General features: G+C 35.5%; 18 protein-coding genes, 1 other RNA gene and 2 pseudogenes. 19 read left to right on the top strand and 2 right to left on the bottom strand.

From position 1 onward, the window contains the following. Positions 1 to 101 precede the first annotated feature (101 nt). From HMPREF2963_RS09525 to HMPREF2963_RS02855, 18 genes and pseudogenes are all read left to right on the top strand, one after another. Positions 102 to 260, top strand: a complete 159-nt coding sequence (locus HMPREF2963_RS09525) for a hypothetical protein (protein ID WP_261786481.1) — start codon at positions 102 to 104, stop codon at positions 258 to 260. A gap of 10 nt (positions 261 to 270) precedes the next feature. After that, complete coding sequence (locus HMPREF2963_RS09520) at positions 271 to 735, top strand: hypothetical protein (RefSeq protein WP_261786480.1); 465 nt, start codon at positions 271 to 273, stop codon at positions 733 to 735. Further along, on the top strand, positions 699 to 1019 hold the full coding sequence (locus tag HMPREF2963_RS09515; protein ID WP_315968411.1) for a restriction endonuclease: 321 nt from the start codon (positions 699 to 701) through the stop codon (positions 1017 to 1019). The genes HMPREF2963_RS09520 and HMPREF2963_RS09515 overlap by 37 nt, the downstream gene beginning before the upstream one ends. Further along, the gene (gene tadA / locus HMPREF2963_RS02925) at positions 1016 to 1486 is read left to right on the top strand and encodes a tRNA adenosine(34) deaminase TadA (RefSeq protein ID WP_006269700.1); all 471 of its coding nucleotides are present in this window, start codon (positions 1016 to 1018) and stop codon (positions 1484 to 1486) included. Before HMPREF2963_RS09515 ends, tadA begins: the two co-directional genes overlap by 4 nt. Beyond that, a pseudogene (locus tag HMPREF2963_RS02920) lies at positions 1435 to 2059 on the top strand (hypothetical protein). The gene tadA and the pseudogene HMPREF2963_RS02920 overlap by 52 nt, the downstream one beginning before the upstream one ends. Before the next feature lie 2 nt (positions 2060 to 2061). Then, an RNA gene (ffs, locus tag HMPREF2963_RS02915) (signal recognition particle sRNA small type) lies at positions 2062 to 2148 on the top strand. Between the two features lie 284 nt (positions 2149 to 2432). After that, the gene (locus HMPREF2963_RS02910) at positions 2433 to 2999 is read left to right on the top strand and encodes a TetR/AcrR family transcriptional regulator (protein WP_006269728.1); all 567 of its coding nucleotides are present in this window, start codon (positions 2433 to 2435) and stop codon (positions 2997 to 2999) included. Positions 3000 to 3125: 126 nt separating this feature from the next. Beyond that, entirely contained in the window at positions 3126 to 3473 is a 348-nt protein-coding gene (locus HMPREF2963_RS02905; RefSeq protein ID WP_070668558.1) for a hypothetical protein, read from the top strand. Between the two features lie 24 nt (positions 3474 to 3497). Further along, positions 3498 to 4259: a ferredoxin reductase domain-containing protein gene (locus HMPREF2963_RS02900; protein ID WP_070668554.1), complete on the top strand. Its 762-nt coding sequence runs from the start codon at positions 3498 to 3500 to the stop codon at positions 4257 to 4259. An 89-nt stretch (positions 4260 to 4348) separates the two neighbouring features. Then, a complete protein-coding gene (locus HMPREF2963_RS02895; RefSeq protein ID WP_037597504.1) occupies positions 4349 to 5698 on the top strand; it encodes a glucose-6-phosphate isomerase in 1350 nt (449 codons plus the stop codon). A gap of 306 nt (positions 5699 to 6004) precedes the next feature. Further along, on the top strand, positions 6005 to 7516 hold the full coding sequence (gene glpK / locus HMPREF2963_RS02890; RefSeq protein WP_070668551.1) for a glycerol kinase GlpK: 1512 nt from the start codon (positions 6005 to 6007) through the stop codon (positions 7514 to 7516). Between the two features lie 264 nt (positions 7517 to 7780). Further along, positions 7781 to 8140 (top strand): ribonuclease P protein component, encoded by a 360-nt coding sequence (gene rnpA / locus HMPREF2963_RS02885; protein ID WP_003071021.1) that lies wholly within the window; start codon positions 7781 to 7783, stop codon positions 8138 to 8140. Next, positions 8124 to 8939, top strand: a complete 816-nt coding sequence (locus HMPREF2963_RS02880; RefSeq protein ID WP_037596440.1) for a YidC/Oxa1 family membrane protein insertase — start codon at positions 8124 to 8126, stop codon at positions 8937 to 8939. The genes rnpA and HMPREF2963_RS02880 overlap by 17 nt, the downstream gene beginning before the upstream one ends. Before the next feature lie 12 nt (positions 8940 to 8951). Next, complete coding sequence (gene jag, locus HMPREF2963_RS02875) at positions 8952 to 9995, top strand: RNA-binding cell elongation regulator Jag/EloR (protein WP_006269429.1); 1044 nt, start codon at positions 8952 to 8954, stop codon at positions 9993 to 9995. 85 nt (positions 9996 to 10080) lie between these two features. Further along, positions 10081 to 10715, top strand: a pseudogene (locus tag HMPREF2963_RS02870) (HI_0552 family protein). A gap of 143 nt (positions 10716 to 10858) precedes the next feature. Further along, on the top strand, positions 10859 to 10993 hold the full coding sequence (gene rpmH / locus HMPREF2963_RS02865) for a 50S ribosomal protein L34 (RefSeq protein WP_003026476.1): 135 nt from the start codon (positions 10859 to 10861) through the stop codon (positions 10991 to 10993). Positions 10994 to 11362: 369 nt separating this feature from the next. Further along, a complete protein-coding gene (locus HMPREF2963_RS02860; RefSeq protein WP_083312520.1) occupies positions 11363 to 11740 on the top strand; it encodes a hypothetical protein in 378 nt (125 codons plus the stop codon). After that, positions 11733 to 12920, top strand: coding sequence for a hypothetical protein (locus HMPREF2963_RS02855; protein ID WP_070668546.1), 1188 nt, complete (start codon positions 11733 to 11735; stop codon positions 12918 to 12920). The genes HMPREF2963_RS02860 and HMPREF2963_RS02855 overlap by 8 nt, the downstream gene beginning before the upstream one ends. Before the next feature lie 37 nt (positions 12921 to 12957). Here HMPREF2963_RS02855 and HMPREF2963_RS02850 read toward each other — a convergent pair whose 3' ends face one another. After that, entirely contained in the window at positions 12958 to 13290 is a 333-nt protein-coding gene (locus HMPREF2963_RS02850) for a helix-turn-helix domain-containing protein (RefSeq protein WP_070668543.1), read from the bottom strand. Positions 13291 to 13435: 145 nt separating this feature from the next. Between HMPREF2963_RS02850 and HMPREF2963_RS02845 the strand changes: the two genes are divergently transcribed. Beyond that, positions 13436 to 14374 carry a hypothetical protein gene (locus HMPREF2963_RS02845; protein ID WP_070668540.1) on the top strand — a complete coding sequence of 313 codons (939 nt, stop codon included), beginning with the start codon at positions 13436 to 13438 and terminating at the stop codon, positions 14372 to 14374. A 544-nt stretch (positions 14375 to 14918) separates the two neighbouring features. Here HMPREF2963_RS02845 and HMPREF2963_RS02835 read toward each other — a convergent pair. Next, positions 14919 to 16346, bottom strand: a complete 1428-nt coding sequence (locus tag HMPREF2963_RS02835) for a hypothetical protein (protein ID WP_070668534.1) — start codon at positions 16344 to 16346, stop codon at positions 14919 to 14921. Positions 16347 to 16407 lie beyond the last annotated feature (61 nt).

Here is a 16407-nt window from a genome sequence, read left to right as displayed (position 1 = left end):
AAACTTTTTCATAATAATCTCCTGAAAGCCATCGAAAGGTGGCTTTTTTTATATTTTCGGGTTTATAACATGATATAATAAATGGAGAACAAAGGAGATAAATGATGAACTTTACAGATTTGTCTAATAAAGAACAGGAAAAAATAATGATAAGTGAAATTATCAGGAATTTAAAAAAGCTAGGTGGCTATGCAACCAAACGAGAGTTGCTAGATGCTATTAAAAAGGGAGAAAATACGATAGATGAGAAATTTTTTTGAGGAAGAAAAAGTGTCTCAAAAAAGTGAAAAAATTTATAAACCTAGTGATTACACTTTTAATTTTTCAGCCAAAAGTTTACTTACCACGGGCTATCTTTCTAAATCAAAGCAATCGACTTTTGGATTGACAGAATTAGGTAGAAAAGTGAAACTGGATGAGCATTTTGCTAGCGATATTCAACAGAAAGCCATTCAATTTTGGAAAAATGAGAAGAAGTCAAAACAATTCTTCAAGTTATCCTTTGAAAAGGAATTAAAACATTCACTAGATGACTCAAAAGAAAATTGGAGAGTTGAGTTGACAAGAGCTTTAAAATCTATGTCACCACAAAAATTTGAAACTTTTGCTCGTGGTCTAGTCAAGGAGATGGGTGTCAAACTAGATGAAAAAATTGGAGTTAGTTATACTAATGATGGTGGTTTAGATGGTTTTGGCTTATTACTAGTACAGATGACTTCAGAACCAATCGTGTAGCTATCCAAGCAAAGCGTTGGGAAAACAATGTTCCTTCTCCGGAGATTGATAAATTCCGTGGTGCAATGGATAAATACAATGCAGAATATGGTATTTTTATTACAACTTCTGATTTTTCAAGAAGTGCTATTGAAGCAGTTCGTCAAGGGACTAGAGTCATTACTTTAATCAATGGCGAGGATATTGCGGATCTAGTTGCCAAATATAAACTTCATGTCAGAGAAGTCACGACTTATGAATTAGGAGATTTTTATCATACAGAGGATTATACGGTTAAAAGATGAACTACACAGTTGAAGAAAAAGAGTTTTTCATGCGGGAGGCTTTGAAAGAAGCAGAGATTGCGCTTGCTAATGATGAAATTCCGATTGGTTGTGTTATTGTCAAGGACGGGAAGATTATCGGTCGTGGACATAATGCACGTGAGGAATTGCAGCGAGCGATTATGCATGCGGAAGTGATGGCGATTGAGGAGGCCAATCAGCATGAGCATAGCTGGCGTCTGCTGGATACGACCCTTTTTGTTACTATTGAACCTTGTGTGATGTGCAGTGGTGCTATTGGTCTGGCTCGCATTCCACAGGTTATCTATGGTGCAAAGAATCCAAAATTCGGCGCAGCAGGCAGTCTTTATGACATTCTAACGGATGAACGTCTTAATCACCGAGTTGAACTTGAAACTGGGATTTTGGAGGTCGAATGTGCGGCAATCATGCAGGAATTTTTCAGACAAAGAAGAAAAAAAAGATAAAACAAAAGCAATGGCTTATTTCAGCTTTCTTACTTGGACTGGTAGCCTTTTTTATCAGCTTGTTAGTGCTGAATTTGGATTTTCAAGCTTGGGCTTTTAAATGCCACCAAAACCAGTTAAGCTGGCACACCCATCCTATTTTACTCCTTCCAATTTTATTTTTTCTTATCGGCGACAAATACTTGGTTATTTGTCAGTATTCTAGCTCTATTTACCAGTATGATTTGGTTTCCTGTTCCTCGGACAACGCTTCTCTTGGTTAAAGAATTTTTAACTTATGAACGGGAGTTTTTACAGGCTGGTTTGACGGGGGAAAATTTATTCTTTGCTTTTCTTGTACTCAGTTTTTTTATTTTGCTGATTCGTGCCACCTGGTTGCATAGTTGGAAAATGGTGGGGCTTATTTTGGTTGTAACAGCTTTTTTAAAAATCATTTGGTCCGTAGACAGCGGACAGGCTGGTTTGACAATTATTCAGCTGGCTTTGATAGGATTAGTAGTTTGTCTGTTAGCCATCTCTTTTCTAAAAAAAGAAAAAATTCTAACTTTGCAGTTCAGATATTTTATGTTATAATGTTTATGGAGCAACAATTCTGCGTGAAGCGGGTCAGAGGAGGAATCCAGCAGCCCTAAGCGAGTGTGAATTGTGTGCTCTTTTTATTTTGAAGAATGGGATTAGAGAACGAAGTTTAGTATAGTCAAATGATGTAGTTTAAGCAGGAACAAACTTATTAATATTTTAGCTATTTACATAGCCCATTGCCTATAAGTCAAGTATGTGACTGTGATTACTGAGGATTGGAGTCAACAAATAATTAGAATCTTTCTAAAGTTTCTTTTTAAGGACACTATTGACAAAAAACTGATAGTGCTCTATAATGTGAATGAATTATATTTTATATTCATTCACATCCTGCCATTGTACGCTACTTAGGAAGGAGTTCATTATGTCGCAAGACAAAAAACAAAGATTAAAATCTGCTGCCTATGTCATTTTTTCAAGAAAAGGTTATAAGGCAACAGGAATTTCTGAGATTGCCAAGCAAGCTGGCATGGCGGTTGGTTCTTTTTACAACTATTATGACTCCAAGGAAGCCATTTTTCTGGATGTTTATATTGATGAAAATAACCGTGTGCGTCAAGCAATGAGAGACGATATTGATTGGCAAGGAGATGCGGTCGAACTCGTCGGGCAGATTTTTAGTCAGTCGCGAAATCTCGTTTCGTCCAGTAAAATTCTGGCAGAATGGTATAACCCGGCTATTTCTGATGAGCTGCATAGCTATTATTCTTCGGAAAAAGGCAAGGACGCGAATCCATTTCATCAGTTTTTAGTGGAAACCTTTACCAATCGTATGCTGGCAGAAGGCTATTCTCAAGAAAAAATCCAAGAAGTGCTGCAGGTTTATCAGCTTTTCTACTATATGGATACCCATATCACTGAAGAGGATTTCCCTCATATCAGTCAAACCATTGAAACCTTGGCGACTTACTTTGTCAAAGGACTTTTTTAATAAAGGATTGCGATTCTTTATTTTTTAAACAAAAATGAATGAATATAATTATTTGTTCATTCAAGATTTTTTTCTGAATTGATTATTACGTAGTCACTCAAATTTTAAAATAAAAGGAGGAAAAGCATGAATACGAACGGAGGAAAACAAATGAACGGATTAACCATTAGTGGTCTTAGCCTAGCAGTAATCGGTATTTTAGTGATTATTTGGGGAACTACCAAAGTGTCTGTTAATCTAGCAAAACCTGATTTTATGTCATTTGCGACTGGTGGTCTGATTTTGCTTGCAATAGGTCTCTGTATGGTGCCTCGATTATCATTTATCTATCAAATTGTAGGAATTTGGTTGGCGGCAGTAGCTGTTATGGCTTACATTTACAGTCTGCCTAATATGGATTTTATTGTGATGTCAATAAGCTTCCTTGTGACTATTGCGCTAGCACTATGGATATCATTTAAATTTTGGAAATAAAAATCAAAGTTTTAAGGAGAAATCATGAAAGGACATTCTAAAATGTTAATGATTACTGTATCAATCCTTGCTGTGGGCCTTCTTGGATGTCTCATTATTTGGGGTGCGATTGTCTATTTTGGGGACAGTCAATCTTTATCGGTTAAATGTATTGAAAATCCTAGCGACGATATTCACCTCATTCATCTGACAAAATCTAAAAATATGACTTGGAAGGCCGGTTCTTATGCTAAGATTGCCTTACCTAATATTAAAGAGAGCGGACAAAAGAGTCGCTGGCTGACCATCGCCTCCAATCCTGATGACAATGAGATACTTATTCTGACGCACAATAACGGCAGTCTTTATAAGAAAACCTTAACCAGCTTGCCAGCAGGTAGTAAAGTTGAGATGAGTTGGTTAACCTCTAATTTATCAGTTGCAAACGACAAGGAACCCCTTGTTTGCTTTGCATCTGATGTCGGTATTGCAGCCATGAAGCCTATTGTCAAAGAGTGGGCTGGTAAACGTTCCATTGTTCTCAGCCACTTGGACAAAGGTGTCTTGGTTTTTGATAAAAAATTGTCTCAAATAGCTCAAAAATATAGTAACTTGGATTATAGCAAAAGTGCCAACCTTTCTCAAAGTAAAAAAAGACTGAAGCAAGCAGCAGAACAGTATGGCAACAAAGCAATTTATCTCTTGGCTGGTCGTCCTGGTGATACAGAAGCGATGAAAAAATTTCTTGAAGACAAGGGGATTGATAGCAAACAGATTAAGTTAGATTCTTTTAGGGGATTAAAATAACAAATTGGAAACGTTTTAGTCAAGAAAATTGCTTGATAAAAAAGTGGTAAAGCGGTATCATAGTAGGGAAGAAAAATTGGAGGACTATAATGACACATATTCAATTTAATTACTCAAACGTTCTTGGAAAATTTGTTGCACCACATGAAGTGGACTATATGCAAACGCAAGTTTCTGCAGCAGATGAACTATTGCGCAAAGGAACTGGTGCAGGAAGTGACTTCCGTGGTTGGCTTGACCTTCCAGAAAACTATGATAAAGAAGAATTTGCTCGTATTTTGAAAGCAGCAGAACAAATCAAATCAAACAGCGATGTTTTGGTGGTGATTGGGATTGGTGGTTCATACCTTGGAGCAAAAGCAGCGATTGATTTCTTGAACAATCATTTTGCGAACTTGCAAACCAAGGAAGAACGCAAAGCTCCTCAAATTCTATATGCAGGAAATTCTATCTCATCTACTTATCTTGCAGACTTGGTGGAATACGTTTCGGATAAAGATTTCTCAGTCAATGTGATTTCTAAATCAGGGACAACGACAGAACCTGCCATCGCATTCCGTGTCTTCAAAGAACTCTTGATTAATAAATACGGTCAAGAAGAAGCTAACAAACGTATCTATGCGACAACTGACCGCCAAAAAGGTGCTGTTAAGGTTGAAGCAGATGCTAACGGTTGGGAAACATTTGTCGTTCCAGATGACATCGGTGGACGCTTCTCAGTATTGACAGCAGTTGGATTGCTTCCAATCGCTGCATCAGGCGCTGACATTAAAGCCCTTATGGAAGGTGCCAATGCTGCTCGTAAGGATTACACTTCAGACAAGATTGCAGAAAACGAAGCTTATCAATACGCAGCTCTTCGTAACATCCTTTACCGCAAAGGTTATGCAACTGAAATTTTGGTTAACTACGAGCCATCACTTCAATACTTCTCAGAATGGTGGAAACAATTAGCTGGCGAGTCAGAAGGGAAAGACCAAAAAGGTATTTATCCAACATCTGCCAACTTCTCGACAGATCTTCACTCTCTTGGACAATTTATCCAAGAAGGTGCGCGTATTATGTTTGAAACAGTTGTACGTGTGGACAAACCACGCAAGAACGTGACGATTCCTGAATTGGCAGAAGACTTAGATGGACTTGGCTACCTGCAAGGAAAAGACGTTGACTTCGTTAACAAGAAAGCGACAGATGGTGTGCTTCTGGCTCATACAGATGGTGATGTGCCAAATATGTATGTAACGCTTCCTGAGCAAGATGCTTTTACTCTTGGTTACACCATTTATTTCTTTGAACTTGCTATTGCGATTTCTGGTTATTTGAATGCGATTAACCCATTTGACCAACCGGGCGTAGAAGCTTATAAGAAAAATATGTTTGCTCTTCTTGGAAAACCAGGATTTGAAGAATTGAGCAAAGAATTAAACGCTCGTTTGTAATTTGTAAATGAGTGACAGAGAGGCTGGGACAAAAGTTTCCAACTTCTGAAAGAGTTTCGTGATAAACAAATGACGCAGTAGCTGATTGGACTCTTTTTTCGCTGTTCAAGCTCGCAAGAGTTCCTAATCATCTTTGCGGGGGTGGGACTACGAACTTAAAATTTTTAATTTTGAGTTCTGTCCCACTTCCTTTTTATATGTCTGAACTCGGATTCAAGTGAAATTTTCACAAAAACAGAAGAAAAAGATAGAAAGAAAACGCTTTATTGTGTATAATAAAAATAGAACATACAATGGAGGCGTTTTATGTCACAAGAAACTTATATCATGGCGATTGACCAAGGGACAACCAGTTCGCGGGCGATTATTTTTAATAAAAAGGGCGAACAAGTTGCCACGAGTCAAAAAGAGTTTACTCAGATTTTTCCACAAGCAGGCTGGGTTGAGCACAATGCAAATGAGATTTGGAATTCTGTGCAGTCGGTCATTGCAGGTGCCTTTATCGAAAGTGGCATTAAGCCAAATCAGATTGAAGCGATTGGGATTACCAATCAACGGGAGACAACGGTTGTGTGGGATAAAAAAAGCGGATTACCCATTTACAATGCGATTGTTTGGCAGTCTCGGCAAACAGCTTCTTTAGCAGAAAAGCTCAAACAAGATGGATATGTAGACTTCTTTCATGGAAAAACAGGTTTGATTATAGATGCTTATTTCTCTGCGACCAAGGTGCGCTGGATTTTAGATCATGTGGAAGGAGCACAGGAACGTGCAGAGCGAGGAGAATTGCTCTTTGGAACGATTGATACATGGTTGGTCTGGAAATTAACGGATGGTGCAGCTCATGTGACTGATTATTCCAATGCAGCGCGGACCATGTTATACAACATCAAGGATTTGAAGTGGGACGACGAGATTTTATCCTTGCTCAACATTCCTAAGGCTATGCTACCAGAAGTTCGCTCGAACTCAGAAATGTATGGCAAAACAGCACCTTATCATTTTTATGGTGGAGAAGTGCCGATTGCAGGAATGGCAGGCGATCAGCAAGCTGCTCTCTTTGGGCAATTAGCATTTGAACCGGGAATGGTGAAGAATACTTATGGGACTGGATCTTTCATCATTATGAATACTGGTCAGGAATGCAATTTATCAAAAAATAATCTTTTGACAACCATTGGTTATGGGATAAATGGCAAAGTGACTTATGCTTTGGAAGGTTCGATTTTTATTGCGGGTAGTGCTATTCAGTGGCTTCGTGACGGCCTTCGTATGATTGCTAGCTCACCTGAATCTGAGAAATATGCAAAAAATTCCACCAATGAAAATGAAGTGTATGTTGTTCCAGCTTTTACAGGCCTTGGAGCGCCTTATTGGGATCCAGAAGCAAGAGGTTCTATTTTTGGATTGACACGTGGAACGAGTAAAGAAGATTTTATCAAAGCAACTCTGCAATCCATTGCTTATCAAGTGCGCGATATCATTGATACGATGCAAATGGACACAGATACAGCTATCCAAGTCCTGAAGGTAGATGGTGGTGCTGCCATGAATGATTTCCTCATGCAGTTTCAAGCAGATATTCTGGGAATTGAGTTAGCGCGTGCGGCAAATTTGGAAACAACGGCTCTTGGAGCAGCTTTTCTAGCAGGACTTGCGGTTGGCTATTGGAAAGACATGGAGGAGCTAAAAACATTAAATGCGGTTGGGGAAATATTCTGTCCAACTATGTCAGAACTAGAGCGCCAAAAATTGTACAAAGGCTGGAAAGCAGCAGTTGCAGCCACACAATTTTTTGCAAAAGAATCTAATAAATAATTGAAAATATGGTGTTGCCCAAATTTATAAATACGTGCAATCATTGAGTATCAGGCGTAGAGAAGCGATTAGGAATAGATCTTAGTCGCTTTTTCGTGTTTACCATTTTAAATAGCTTTCGCATAAAATTTTAAGCAGAACAGCTCACAAAATTCATTCTCATTTAGCTTGGAAAATTAGTAAAATGGTGAATATACCTGCTCTTATTGGTTTTTTTGAAAATTATGGTATAATAGATATAATTTTGGTAGATGGAGTTGAGTTTTGAAGAAAAGCTATCGCGTCAAGAGCGAGAAAGATTTTAATGCGATTTTCAAAGTTGGGCAAAGTTTTGCCAATAGAAAATTCGTCATTTATAAATTAGAAAAGAAACAAAAACACTTTCGAGTAGGAATATCTGTCAGTAAAAAACTAGGAAACGCGGTCATGCGCAACAAGATTAAACGTCGTATTCGACACGTTTTGATAACTCATAAACTAAAGTTAGCAACGCTTGATTTTGTCGTCATTGCACGGAAAGGTGTAGAAATTCTGACTTATCCAGAATTGGAACAAAATTTACTTCATGTACTAAAAATAGCAAAAATTTATCAGGAAGGTTTGAGTTGTGAAAAAGAAAAGTAAGTTGGTGGTGCTTTTAGCTCTGGCTTTGCTCATTCTAACAGCATGTGGAACGAGTGAGGTTACAGCGAGTTCGCCAGATTTATGGGAAAGATTTGTGTATTTCTTCGCTGTAACGATTCGGTTTCTTTCCTTTAATGGAAGTACGGGGATTGGGATTATCCTCTTCACTTTAATTATCCGGACTGTTCTTCTGCCAGTTTTCCAATTGCAGATCAATGCTTCGCGCAAAATGCAGGAAGCACAGCCATTGGTGAAAGAATTGCAGGCGAAGTATCCAGGGCGTGATATGGAAAGCCGTAATCGTCTGGCTCAAGAAACGCAAAAACTATATAAAGAATTAGGAGTGAAGCCTTCGGCATCATTTTGGCCCTTGCTCATTCAAATGCCTGTGCTGATTGCGTTATACCATGCTTTGATCCGTGTTGAGTTTCTTAAAGTTGGGCATTTCCTATGGATGAATCTTGGGGCGACAGACCCTTATTATATTTTGCCAGTTTTAGCAGCTGCGTTCACCTTTTTGAGCACTTGGTTGAGCAATAAAGGAATGGCAGAACGTAATGGTTTGATGACAGGAATGATGTTTATCATGCCAATCTTTGTCTTTTTCTTTGCGGTCAACGTAGCGAGTGGGGTTGCATTATACTGGAGTACATCGTATGCTTATCAAGTGTTCCAAACGCTTTTACTGAGCAATCCATATAAAATCATTGCAGAAAGAGAAGCAAAGGCGACTGCCGAGCGTGAACGTGAAGAAAAGAAAAAACGTGCCTATCGTAAAGCACAAAAAAAGAAAAAGTAAGGAGGCGCTTGTATGGTATTATTTACAGGAGCGAGTGTTGAAGAAGCTATTCAAAATGGCTTGCGTGAGTTAGAGATTCCAAGGATGAAAGCACATATCAAAGTGATTTCTCGTGAGAAAAAAGGATTTTTGGGATTATTTGGCAAGAAATTAGCCCAAGTTGACGTAGAACCCATCAACGAAACGACAGTAGTAAAGGCGAATCAAAAGGCTGTCAAAGGTGTTCCAGAAGAAATCAATGCTCAAAATGAACCTGTCAAGAGCGTCAGTGAAGCAACTGTTGACTTAGGCCACGTTGTTGCAGCTATTAAAAAAGTTGAAGAAGAAGGCAAAGAAATTTCAGATGATGTCAAAGCTGAAATCTTGAAGCATGAAAAAGAAGCCAGCACGATTCTTGAAGAGACAGGAACGATTGACTTGTTGAAAGATAGTGATATCGTAAATTTTCAAAAATCGGTCGCTCAAGAAGAAAAGACAACCGATAAGATTATTTCTTTTGATCAGGCTATAGAAAAGCGCTCGGAAAGTCAACCGATAGCTGAAGAGCCGGCTGATTTTGAAGATTTGGGCATTCAAGTTGAAGAAAATTATGATGTTGAAGAAGTTGTTGCGAGTGTGACGGGTTATGTGCAAAACATCGTGGATGAAATGGACGTAGAAGCTAGCCTTGCAAGTGCTCATAATCGTCGGACAATCAATATGCAAATTGATACTAATGAGCCTGGTCGCATTATCGGCTATCACGGAAAAGTGCTGAAAGCTCTTCAATTATTGGCACAGAATTATCTTTATAATCGTTACTCTAAGAGTTTTTACATTTCTATCAATGTCAATGATTATGTAGAACATCGAGCAGAAGTTCTACAAAGCTACGCTCAGAAGCTAGCTGATCGTGTGTTGGAATACCAACATAGTCAAAAGACTGATCCTATGTCTAACAATGAGCGGAAAATTATTCACCGAATTATTTCTAAAATGGATGGGCTTACCAGCTATTCAGAGGGTGACGAACCAAACCGTTATGTTGTAGTGGATATTGATAGTGAATATAATTAAGGACTGAGAAGAATTTCTTTTCAGTCTTTTCTTTCCATTTAGTCCACTATTTGATGTGCTTGAGATTGAGAAGAAAGGAGCTTGCATGTCTATTTTTCCAGCTATTGAAGCTTACTTAGTGTTGCAAGGAAATAAATATATTTCTCCTGATAAAGCGGGAGAATTGAGAGGGACGATGCTTGATTTTAAACAGAAGGGGGGCAGGCTGCCCGCAAGGAATTTGTCGATTTGGTAAAGCAATTTCAAGCATTTTATCCAAAATTAACTCTGGAGTGCAGCAGCAACTGGATGAATCAAGCTCAAATTTTGCGATCCCATTTTTGGAACTACTTGCGTGGTTATGGCAATATCACAGAACCCATGTTTGCCTTGCGATTATATGGGAATCCGAAGGAATTTGGAGTGTCGCTAGAAGTTAGTTTTATTGAGCGTAAGAAAGATGAGACCAGTCTGACAAAGCAAAATCGAGTGCTGCAGGTATCAATCACAGATCCAGTTTATTATTTGGCTCAAATAAATGGTGTCAGTCAACGATTTGTTGGAACAGAAGAAAATCGGCAATATTTGACTCGACAAGTAAAAGCAGGGCAAATTCGTAAAGTCTTAGTGAAATACGATGTGGATTTAGCTCAAGCCACTTCAATAGGGGAAGTGCTGAATGAACTCCAAACTGCTATGACAACACTTATTCCTTTCTATGAGGCAACTCGATTGCTTTAAGAGATAGTAATGATGAAGAAGGCGTTTACTTGTAAGGGGCTATTGACAAATGTTGAAGAATCATATAGAATAGTTAAGTATGTTTAGTAACTGATCACATAGCCGGCTAAACGAATACAAGAATCTAAGAGGAGGTATTCAAAGTGAAACGTACTTATCAACCAAGTAAAATCCGTCGTGCGCGCAAACACGGTTTCCGTCATCGTATGGCAACTAAAAACGGTCGTCGCGTGCTTGCTAGCCGTCGTCGTAAAGGACGCAAAGTTTTGGCTGCATAATCCAAACGAATACAAGATGAAGAACCAACGGAAACTCGAGACCGCTGGTTTTTTTGTTGGATAACAACGAGACAAACTGCATTTACCGCGAGATTTTGATATAATAGAAAATGATATAAAGAGGATTGAACTGATGAATATTTTTGATACACACACTAAAGGATAGAGAAGTTCATTTCAAAAGATTATAGAAATCACTAAGTACAAATTAACCAAGAAACTAACCAAAGGAAAGCAAAAGTAGCAGTGAAAAGAGGAGCAAGTCTCCTCTTTTATTAATTTCTAATACTGATAAAAATTTTACTGGTTACTTGAAAAGTTTATTCATATAAAGTAAACTATAGATAGTTAATTTTAGGAGGTTTAATATTGTCTACTGAGCTGAAATACGGCAATGATTATCCGAAATCTTGTCCACCATCTAGTGCGGCTCCTATTGAAGGAGATTTTTACAGACTATGTGCTACAAATCCTCCGACATTAAACGATTTTAAAACACATGTAGATTTAGGCTTGCCCTTCCCATCCCCAAAATTATGTGAAGCGAAAGCATTATCGTTTTTTACTAATTTAGATTCGATTGACAGAATGCAAAAACGGTTTCCTAGATTAAAAAATAAGATTGCTGTTTTAGTGTCAGTTTCATCTGAGCATGGAGTTTCAGTGTTGTCTGGTGACCATTTAAATTTATGGGAATATCAAGGAGTTAATTTTTTACAGAAAGAAGGAGGTGTAGAAAATGAGTAACGTTATTTTTGATATTGAATCAATAGAATATCTTTATATATTTGATTACTATGATTTTCCGCTTTCTTTTATTACTAAAAAAATTAATGGGAAGTACTATTTCTTTTATTATCTTGATTTTGAAACTTATTTTGTAAAAGCATTATCAATTAAAGATATAAATTTGATTTTTTCTGATATTTCGACTCGGAGCCTTCTGGAAAACTTTTATAATCAAGAAGACTTCTTTGTGCTATATAAGAATGAGAATAATCAATATGACTTTAATAATATTTCTGTGTTTGAAATTGAGAATAATATTAGAGCGACAGATTATTTTCCTGAGAATGATTCTAAATTTCAGCAAGACTTCATCACTAATAGAGATTTTGAAACTCTATGTCGAGAATATACTTCTATTTTTTCAGATTTATTTGATAATAAAGAATTAACTGTAAAATTAGTAGATAGATATAACTCTCACTCGGCTTCAGCCAATATAGTTATCAAGACGATAAATTTATTAAATACATTTATGGATTCTTTAAAATTACATTTGAATGAGAGTAATATATTTACAAATGAAAATATGGTTTTAAAGCCATTTACGCCTGGTTCGTTTAATATAAATTTTGAATTAGTTAAGTCTCCAGAAGTTAGTTTCTTTGAAAATGATGCTCAGATTTACTTTGATGATTTTATTGTTTTTATTGACTCTTTAAATAGCAAAGATGTTAATGAAGTCTATGAAGACTTAATATTTGAGGATGCCAAAATTGTAAAAGAACTTGGAGAGTATTATAGTCTTATAAAAGCTAATGACATTTCAGTAAGCATTGAAAATAATCATAATAAACTTTCTGAGATTACTGTTAATGAACAGACAGATAATTTCATTAATAGTTTACAATCTTTAACAAATAAACTTACCAATTCAACAGAGATTGTAGAAACATTTAATTTTGAAGGCACTGTAGAAAGTGCTAGTAATGCACGAAATCATATAACAGTTAGGACGATTTCGGGAAGTATCAAAGCAAAATTTTCTAAAGCAATTTTCAATGATATTAAAAAATTGAATAGAACGGTATCAATTTCAAGTATTATTCAGGGACAGTGGATAAAGCGTACATATTTAGATGAAGATGAAAATATAATTGATACAAAATATGAAATAGTTGAATTTCAGCAAAGTGCTTAGTGAATATTAAAAGAGGAATTCGTAGTGAGTTCCTCTTTTAATCTATATTTTTAACAATCTCGTTGAAGGAAGAAATGATTTTAGATTTTTTAGTATCTGATAAATCGGATATATTTTCCACTAATGTAGTTATGGGGACATAGTTGTCCGAAAAAGGGAAATCAAAAAACTCCTCAACGCTCATATGTAGGGCTGTGAGTACCTTTTCGAGTGTTTGTATTTTGAAATCATATTTTAGATTTTCTATATTTTGTATCGCTTTAATACCTAGTCCTGCTTGGGTAGAGAGTTGCTCTTGACTCAGATTTTTTTCTTTGCGACATTCTCTTATTCTATTTGAGATATATTTTTGTAGTTGATTGGCTTCCATCCATCTAATTCCTCTTTTATGCTATTTTACTACCCTTTTTAGTGAATATTAAGTACAATCGGCTATCTAAAAACCAACAAATGTATAGCTAAATATACATTTTTATGTTAAAATAGATAAAAAACGATACAATAGGAGTATAAAGATGGATATTGAATCCGCAGTTAGGCAATATTTAAATTTAAAGAATCGTCTGATACCTTCAACTGAAACTGAAATTTATACATTGAAAAGAAGTATCCCAAAGAAAGTAAAATCTTTAAAGAAAATAAAAAATGCTAGCACTAATATTGAAGATTTTGAGTGGGCAATAAGGACACGAGGCTTTACAATTTTTAATCTTTTTTCTTTAACATCCTACATAGTCTTTTTTATTTTTTCTATCATTTTGACAATTGTGTTATTTGTTTCTGCATTTGTAATATTGATTGTAGAAGCTCTCTTAGATAGGCAGAATTTTGAATTTGAACATTCTATGATTTATAAACCCATAGAATTTTTAGATGGTATAATAGCAGACCCATCGCAACTTTTGATTCCAATTCCTATGTGGTCTATGCCAATTATTTTAATACTAATTGTTTTATGGGTTATTTATAGTTTCGCACAGGTTAAGCGTAATCGAAAATATTATGAAGATGTAGTCATACCTCAAAATATGTTTGATAATGCACAAAAACCTGCTGAAAGGCAAAAGGTGCAAGAGGAACTGAACCAAGTTAATTTAAAGCTTCAAAATGCTGAAGACAGATTAAAACGCTATAAATCTCAACTTCATAGTTTACGAAATTCTATTAATATACCAGATAGATATTTTCAAGATGATGCTTTTCTCAGATTTATTTTACAGAAGTTTGAATATGGACAGGCTCGGACGTTAGGAGAAGCATTAAATTTATTGGAGAGGGAAGAACAAACGATTCGTATTGAAATAGCTCAGAGAAAAGCAGCTGAGGAAACTCGACGTGCAAGTGAGCGTAGAGAACGACAACATGCAGAGACTATGAAGGAAATGGAGAAAAATACAGAAGAACTCAGGAAGCAGAATGAACGAGCCGAAAGATGGGAGCGCCATTTTTGGTAATAAAATTATAAAGAAGTAAGAGTTGGATAAGAGAAAGAATTTTATAAAATTATTATTTATAGGGGTGATACTGTTTAGTCTGGGTGCATGTGCTTCGACTTCTAAAATGAAATCAGAAGTCAATTATGAGGATTTGATTGGTGCTTATGTGTATGAAAAAAAGGCTATACAGATGATTCATATGAGGATAACGAAGAAGAACTTACTTTACGATATGTTTTACAGATAAAAGAAAGAAATCAAGGGACAATTGATATTCATTTTGTAACTGAAAATGGTAGTCGTAGAAAAAGTATCTATGGTCAACGTGTGACAATTGACTTAAAGAAAGGCACTATTGAAGATAATAGTGGGAACGAGACCACGTTTAAGGTGTCAGCTAATACGATTTTGTTGGAAGATATAACACATACATTTGGAACGATTAAGTTGAAAAAAGTTAAATAGCTAACATATTTTTCTCTATAAGAGTGGAAATAGCGTAGTTTTTAGTCTTTTCCACTCTTATAGAGAAACCAAAGGACACATCGGGCGATGTGTTCTTTTAAATTATAATGAATGTATCAGAATAGTGCTTTATTTTTTTATCAGATAATGTAAATAAATTAGAGATTATCTTAGTAGAATCGTACTCTAACTGTTCTAATTCGCTTAAGATGTCTCTTTTCATTCTTGACATTATTTGATAATAACGTTGTATTTCTGGGATGTCAATGCTTTTATTCTCCGAATCAGTACCATATTTTATCTTACTTTCAAGTGGAACATTAAAATGCCTGTATAAAATTTTTTTGAGTTCAGGTGTTTGAAAGTTTTTTGTATGTATTTTCAATTCGTTAAAGAAGTTTACATTTAACGACTGTTTTATTTTGATGAACGCTTTAAAGTTGAGAGTTACAATTTTTAAATAAACTTCAATATCACTTTCTATTTTGGAAATATCTTCAAAGGAGATGGCAGTTATCTCTTGCAGATACTTATAGTCGAAATCAGAGTTTTGCAGTTCAGAGAAAGTTTTGCTAGCAAATATGTTTAGATAAACATGACCCATATATAAAGGTCTGTAAATCTTTTTAATATTTTCAGATATTTCTTTATCCCATGCCTTTTCCTCTTGAGGTGACAGAGAGTAGAGTAAATTTTTTAAGCTATCCTTGTGTCTGTTTTCTCTTGACTTCCAATAATCAATGTCTGTTTTTTTAGATTGTCCATAGTTTTCTTTTATTACTTGCCTTTTTATGTTACGACTACTAGCAATTATTTCTTTCAAAAATTTTCCAGAAATATAATATTCATGTTGAAACCTAACCGCCTCTTCCATCATGTCAGATTTTTCAGATAGTATCTTATTTTTTAGTTTGTTTAAAGTGTTAATTTTGATTTCATTTAAAGGGGAATAGTTCTTTAGGTTGGTAGAAGCTAGAGAACCATTTTTAAGAAGTAGCTGTACTTCTTTCATAGAGTACAGTAAGTCAGCTTTGAACCAATTTCTGACAATTTCTAATTGTAGTATTTCTGCGAACAAGTGCATATCGTTTTCGTGCTCGAAAATTTTCTTATCTTCAAAATGTATTGAGTTTTTCTTAAGATATTTTTGTGAAATTTTAATAATCTTTATTATATTATTGTCGAAAGTAGTTTGTATTTGTGAGTGTTTGTCAATGATTTCTTTGTGCAGGTTGTATACTTCTGAAATTGCATAGTAAACTTTTAACAGCCTGGTTAGAGAGATATTTGAATTCAAGTACTGTTTTAAAAACTTTTTTATCAAACTAGCGTTTGGATTTTTATCTACTATTAATTCAGACAAAGAGAGTTGAAGAAATTTATTAGAACTATCAAAATAATTACTATGTATAATTTTTTGAAAATATTTAGATGATTTATCCTGATAATCTTCAAAAGTTTGGCATTGAAGATATATTTCTTGTGATTCTAGACTAATTATTTTCTTCTGAATTTTAGTAATCATGAAAACTCCTTTTTTTAAAAACGTTTAAAGTGTTGATATAACTGATTTTTTCTAACTTGCT

It is taken from the genome of Streptococcus sp. HMSC067A03, from assembly GCF_001814295.1.
GTDB lineage: Bacteria > Bacillota > Bacilli > Lactobacillales > Streptococcaceae > Streptococcus > Streptococcus constellatus.
This window is presented reverse-complemented; position numbering and strand designations above follow the sequence as displayed.

Coding starts and splice junctions, on each gene's coding strand:
- HMPREF2963_RS02910 (WP_006269728.1), top strand. CDS start 2,433: ATGTCGCAAGACAAAAAACAAAGATTAAAATCTGCTGCCTATGTCATT.
- tadA (WP_006269700.1), top strand. CDS start 1,016: ATGAACTACACAGTTGAAGAAAAAGAGTTTTTCATGCGGGAGGCTTTG.
- HMPREF2963_RS02905 (WP_070668558.1), top strand. CDS start 3,126: ATGAATACGAACGGAGGAAAACAAATGAACGGATTAACCATTAGTGGT.
- jag (WP_006269429.1), top strand. CDS start 8,952: ATGGTATTATTTACAGGAGCGAGTGTTGAAGAAGCTATTCAAAATGGC.
- HMPREF2963_RS02850 (WP_070668543.1), bottom strand. CDS start 13,290: ATGGAAGCCAATCAACTACAAAAATATATCTCAAATAGAATAAGAGAA.
- glpK (WP_070668551.1), top strand. CDS start 6,005: ATGTCACAAGAAACTTATATCATGGCGATTGACCAAGGGACAACCAGT.
- HMPREF2963_RS02900 (WP_070668554.1), top strand. CDS start 3,498: ATGAAAGGACATTCTAAAATGTTAATGATTACTGTATCAATCCTTGCT.
- HMPREF2963_RS02895 (WP_037597504.1), top strand. CDS start 4,349: ATGACACATATTCAATTTAATTACTCAAACGTTCTTGGAAAATTTGTT.
- HMPREF2963_RS02845 (WP_070668540.1), top strand. CDS start 13,436: ATGGATATTGAATCCGCAGTTAGGCAATATTTAAATTTAAAGAATCGT.
- HMPREF2963_RS09525 (WP_261786481.1), top strand. CDS start 102: ATGATGAACTTTACAGATTTGTCTAATAAAGAACAGGAAAAAATAATG.
- HMPREF2963_RS02835 (WP_070668534.1), bottom strand. CDS start 16,346: ATGATTACTAAAATTCAGAAGAAAATAATTAGTCTAGAATCACAAGAA.
- HMPREF2963_RS02855 (WP_070668546.1), top strand. CDS start 11,733: ATGAGTAACGTTATTTTTGATATTGAATCAATAGAATATCTTTATATA.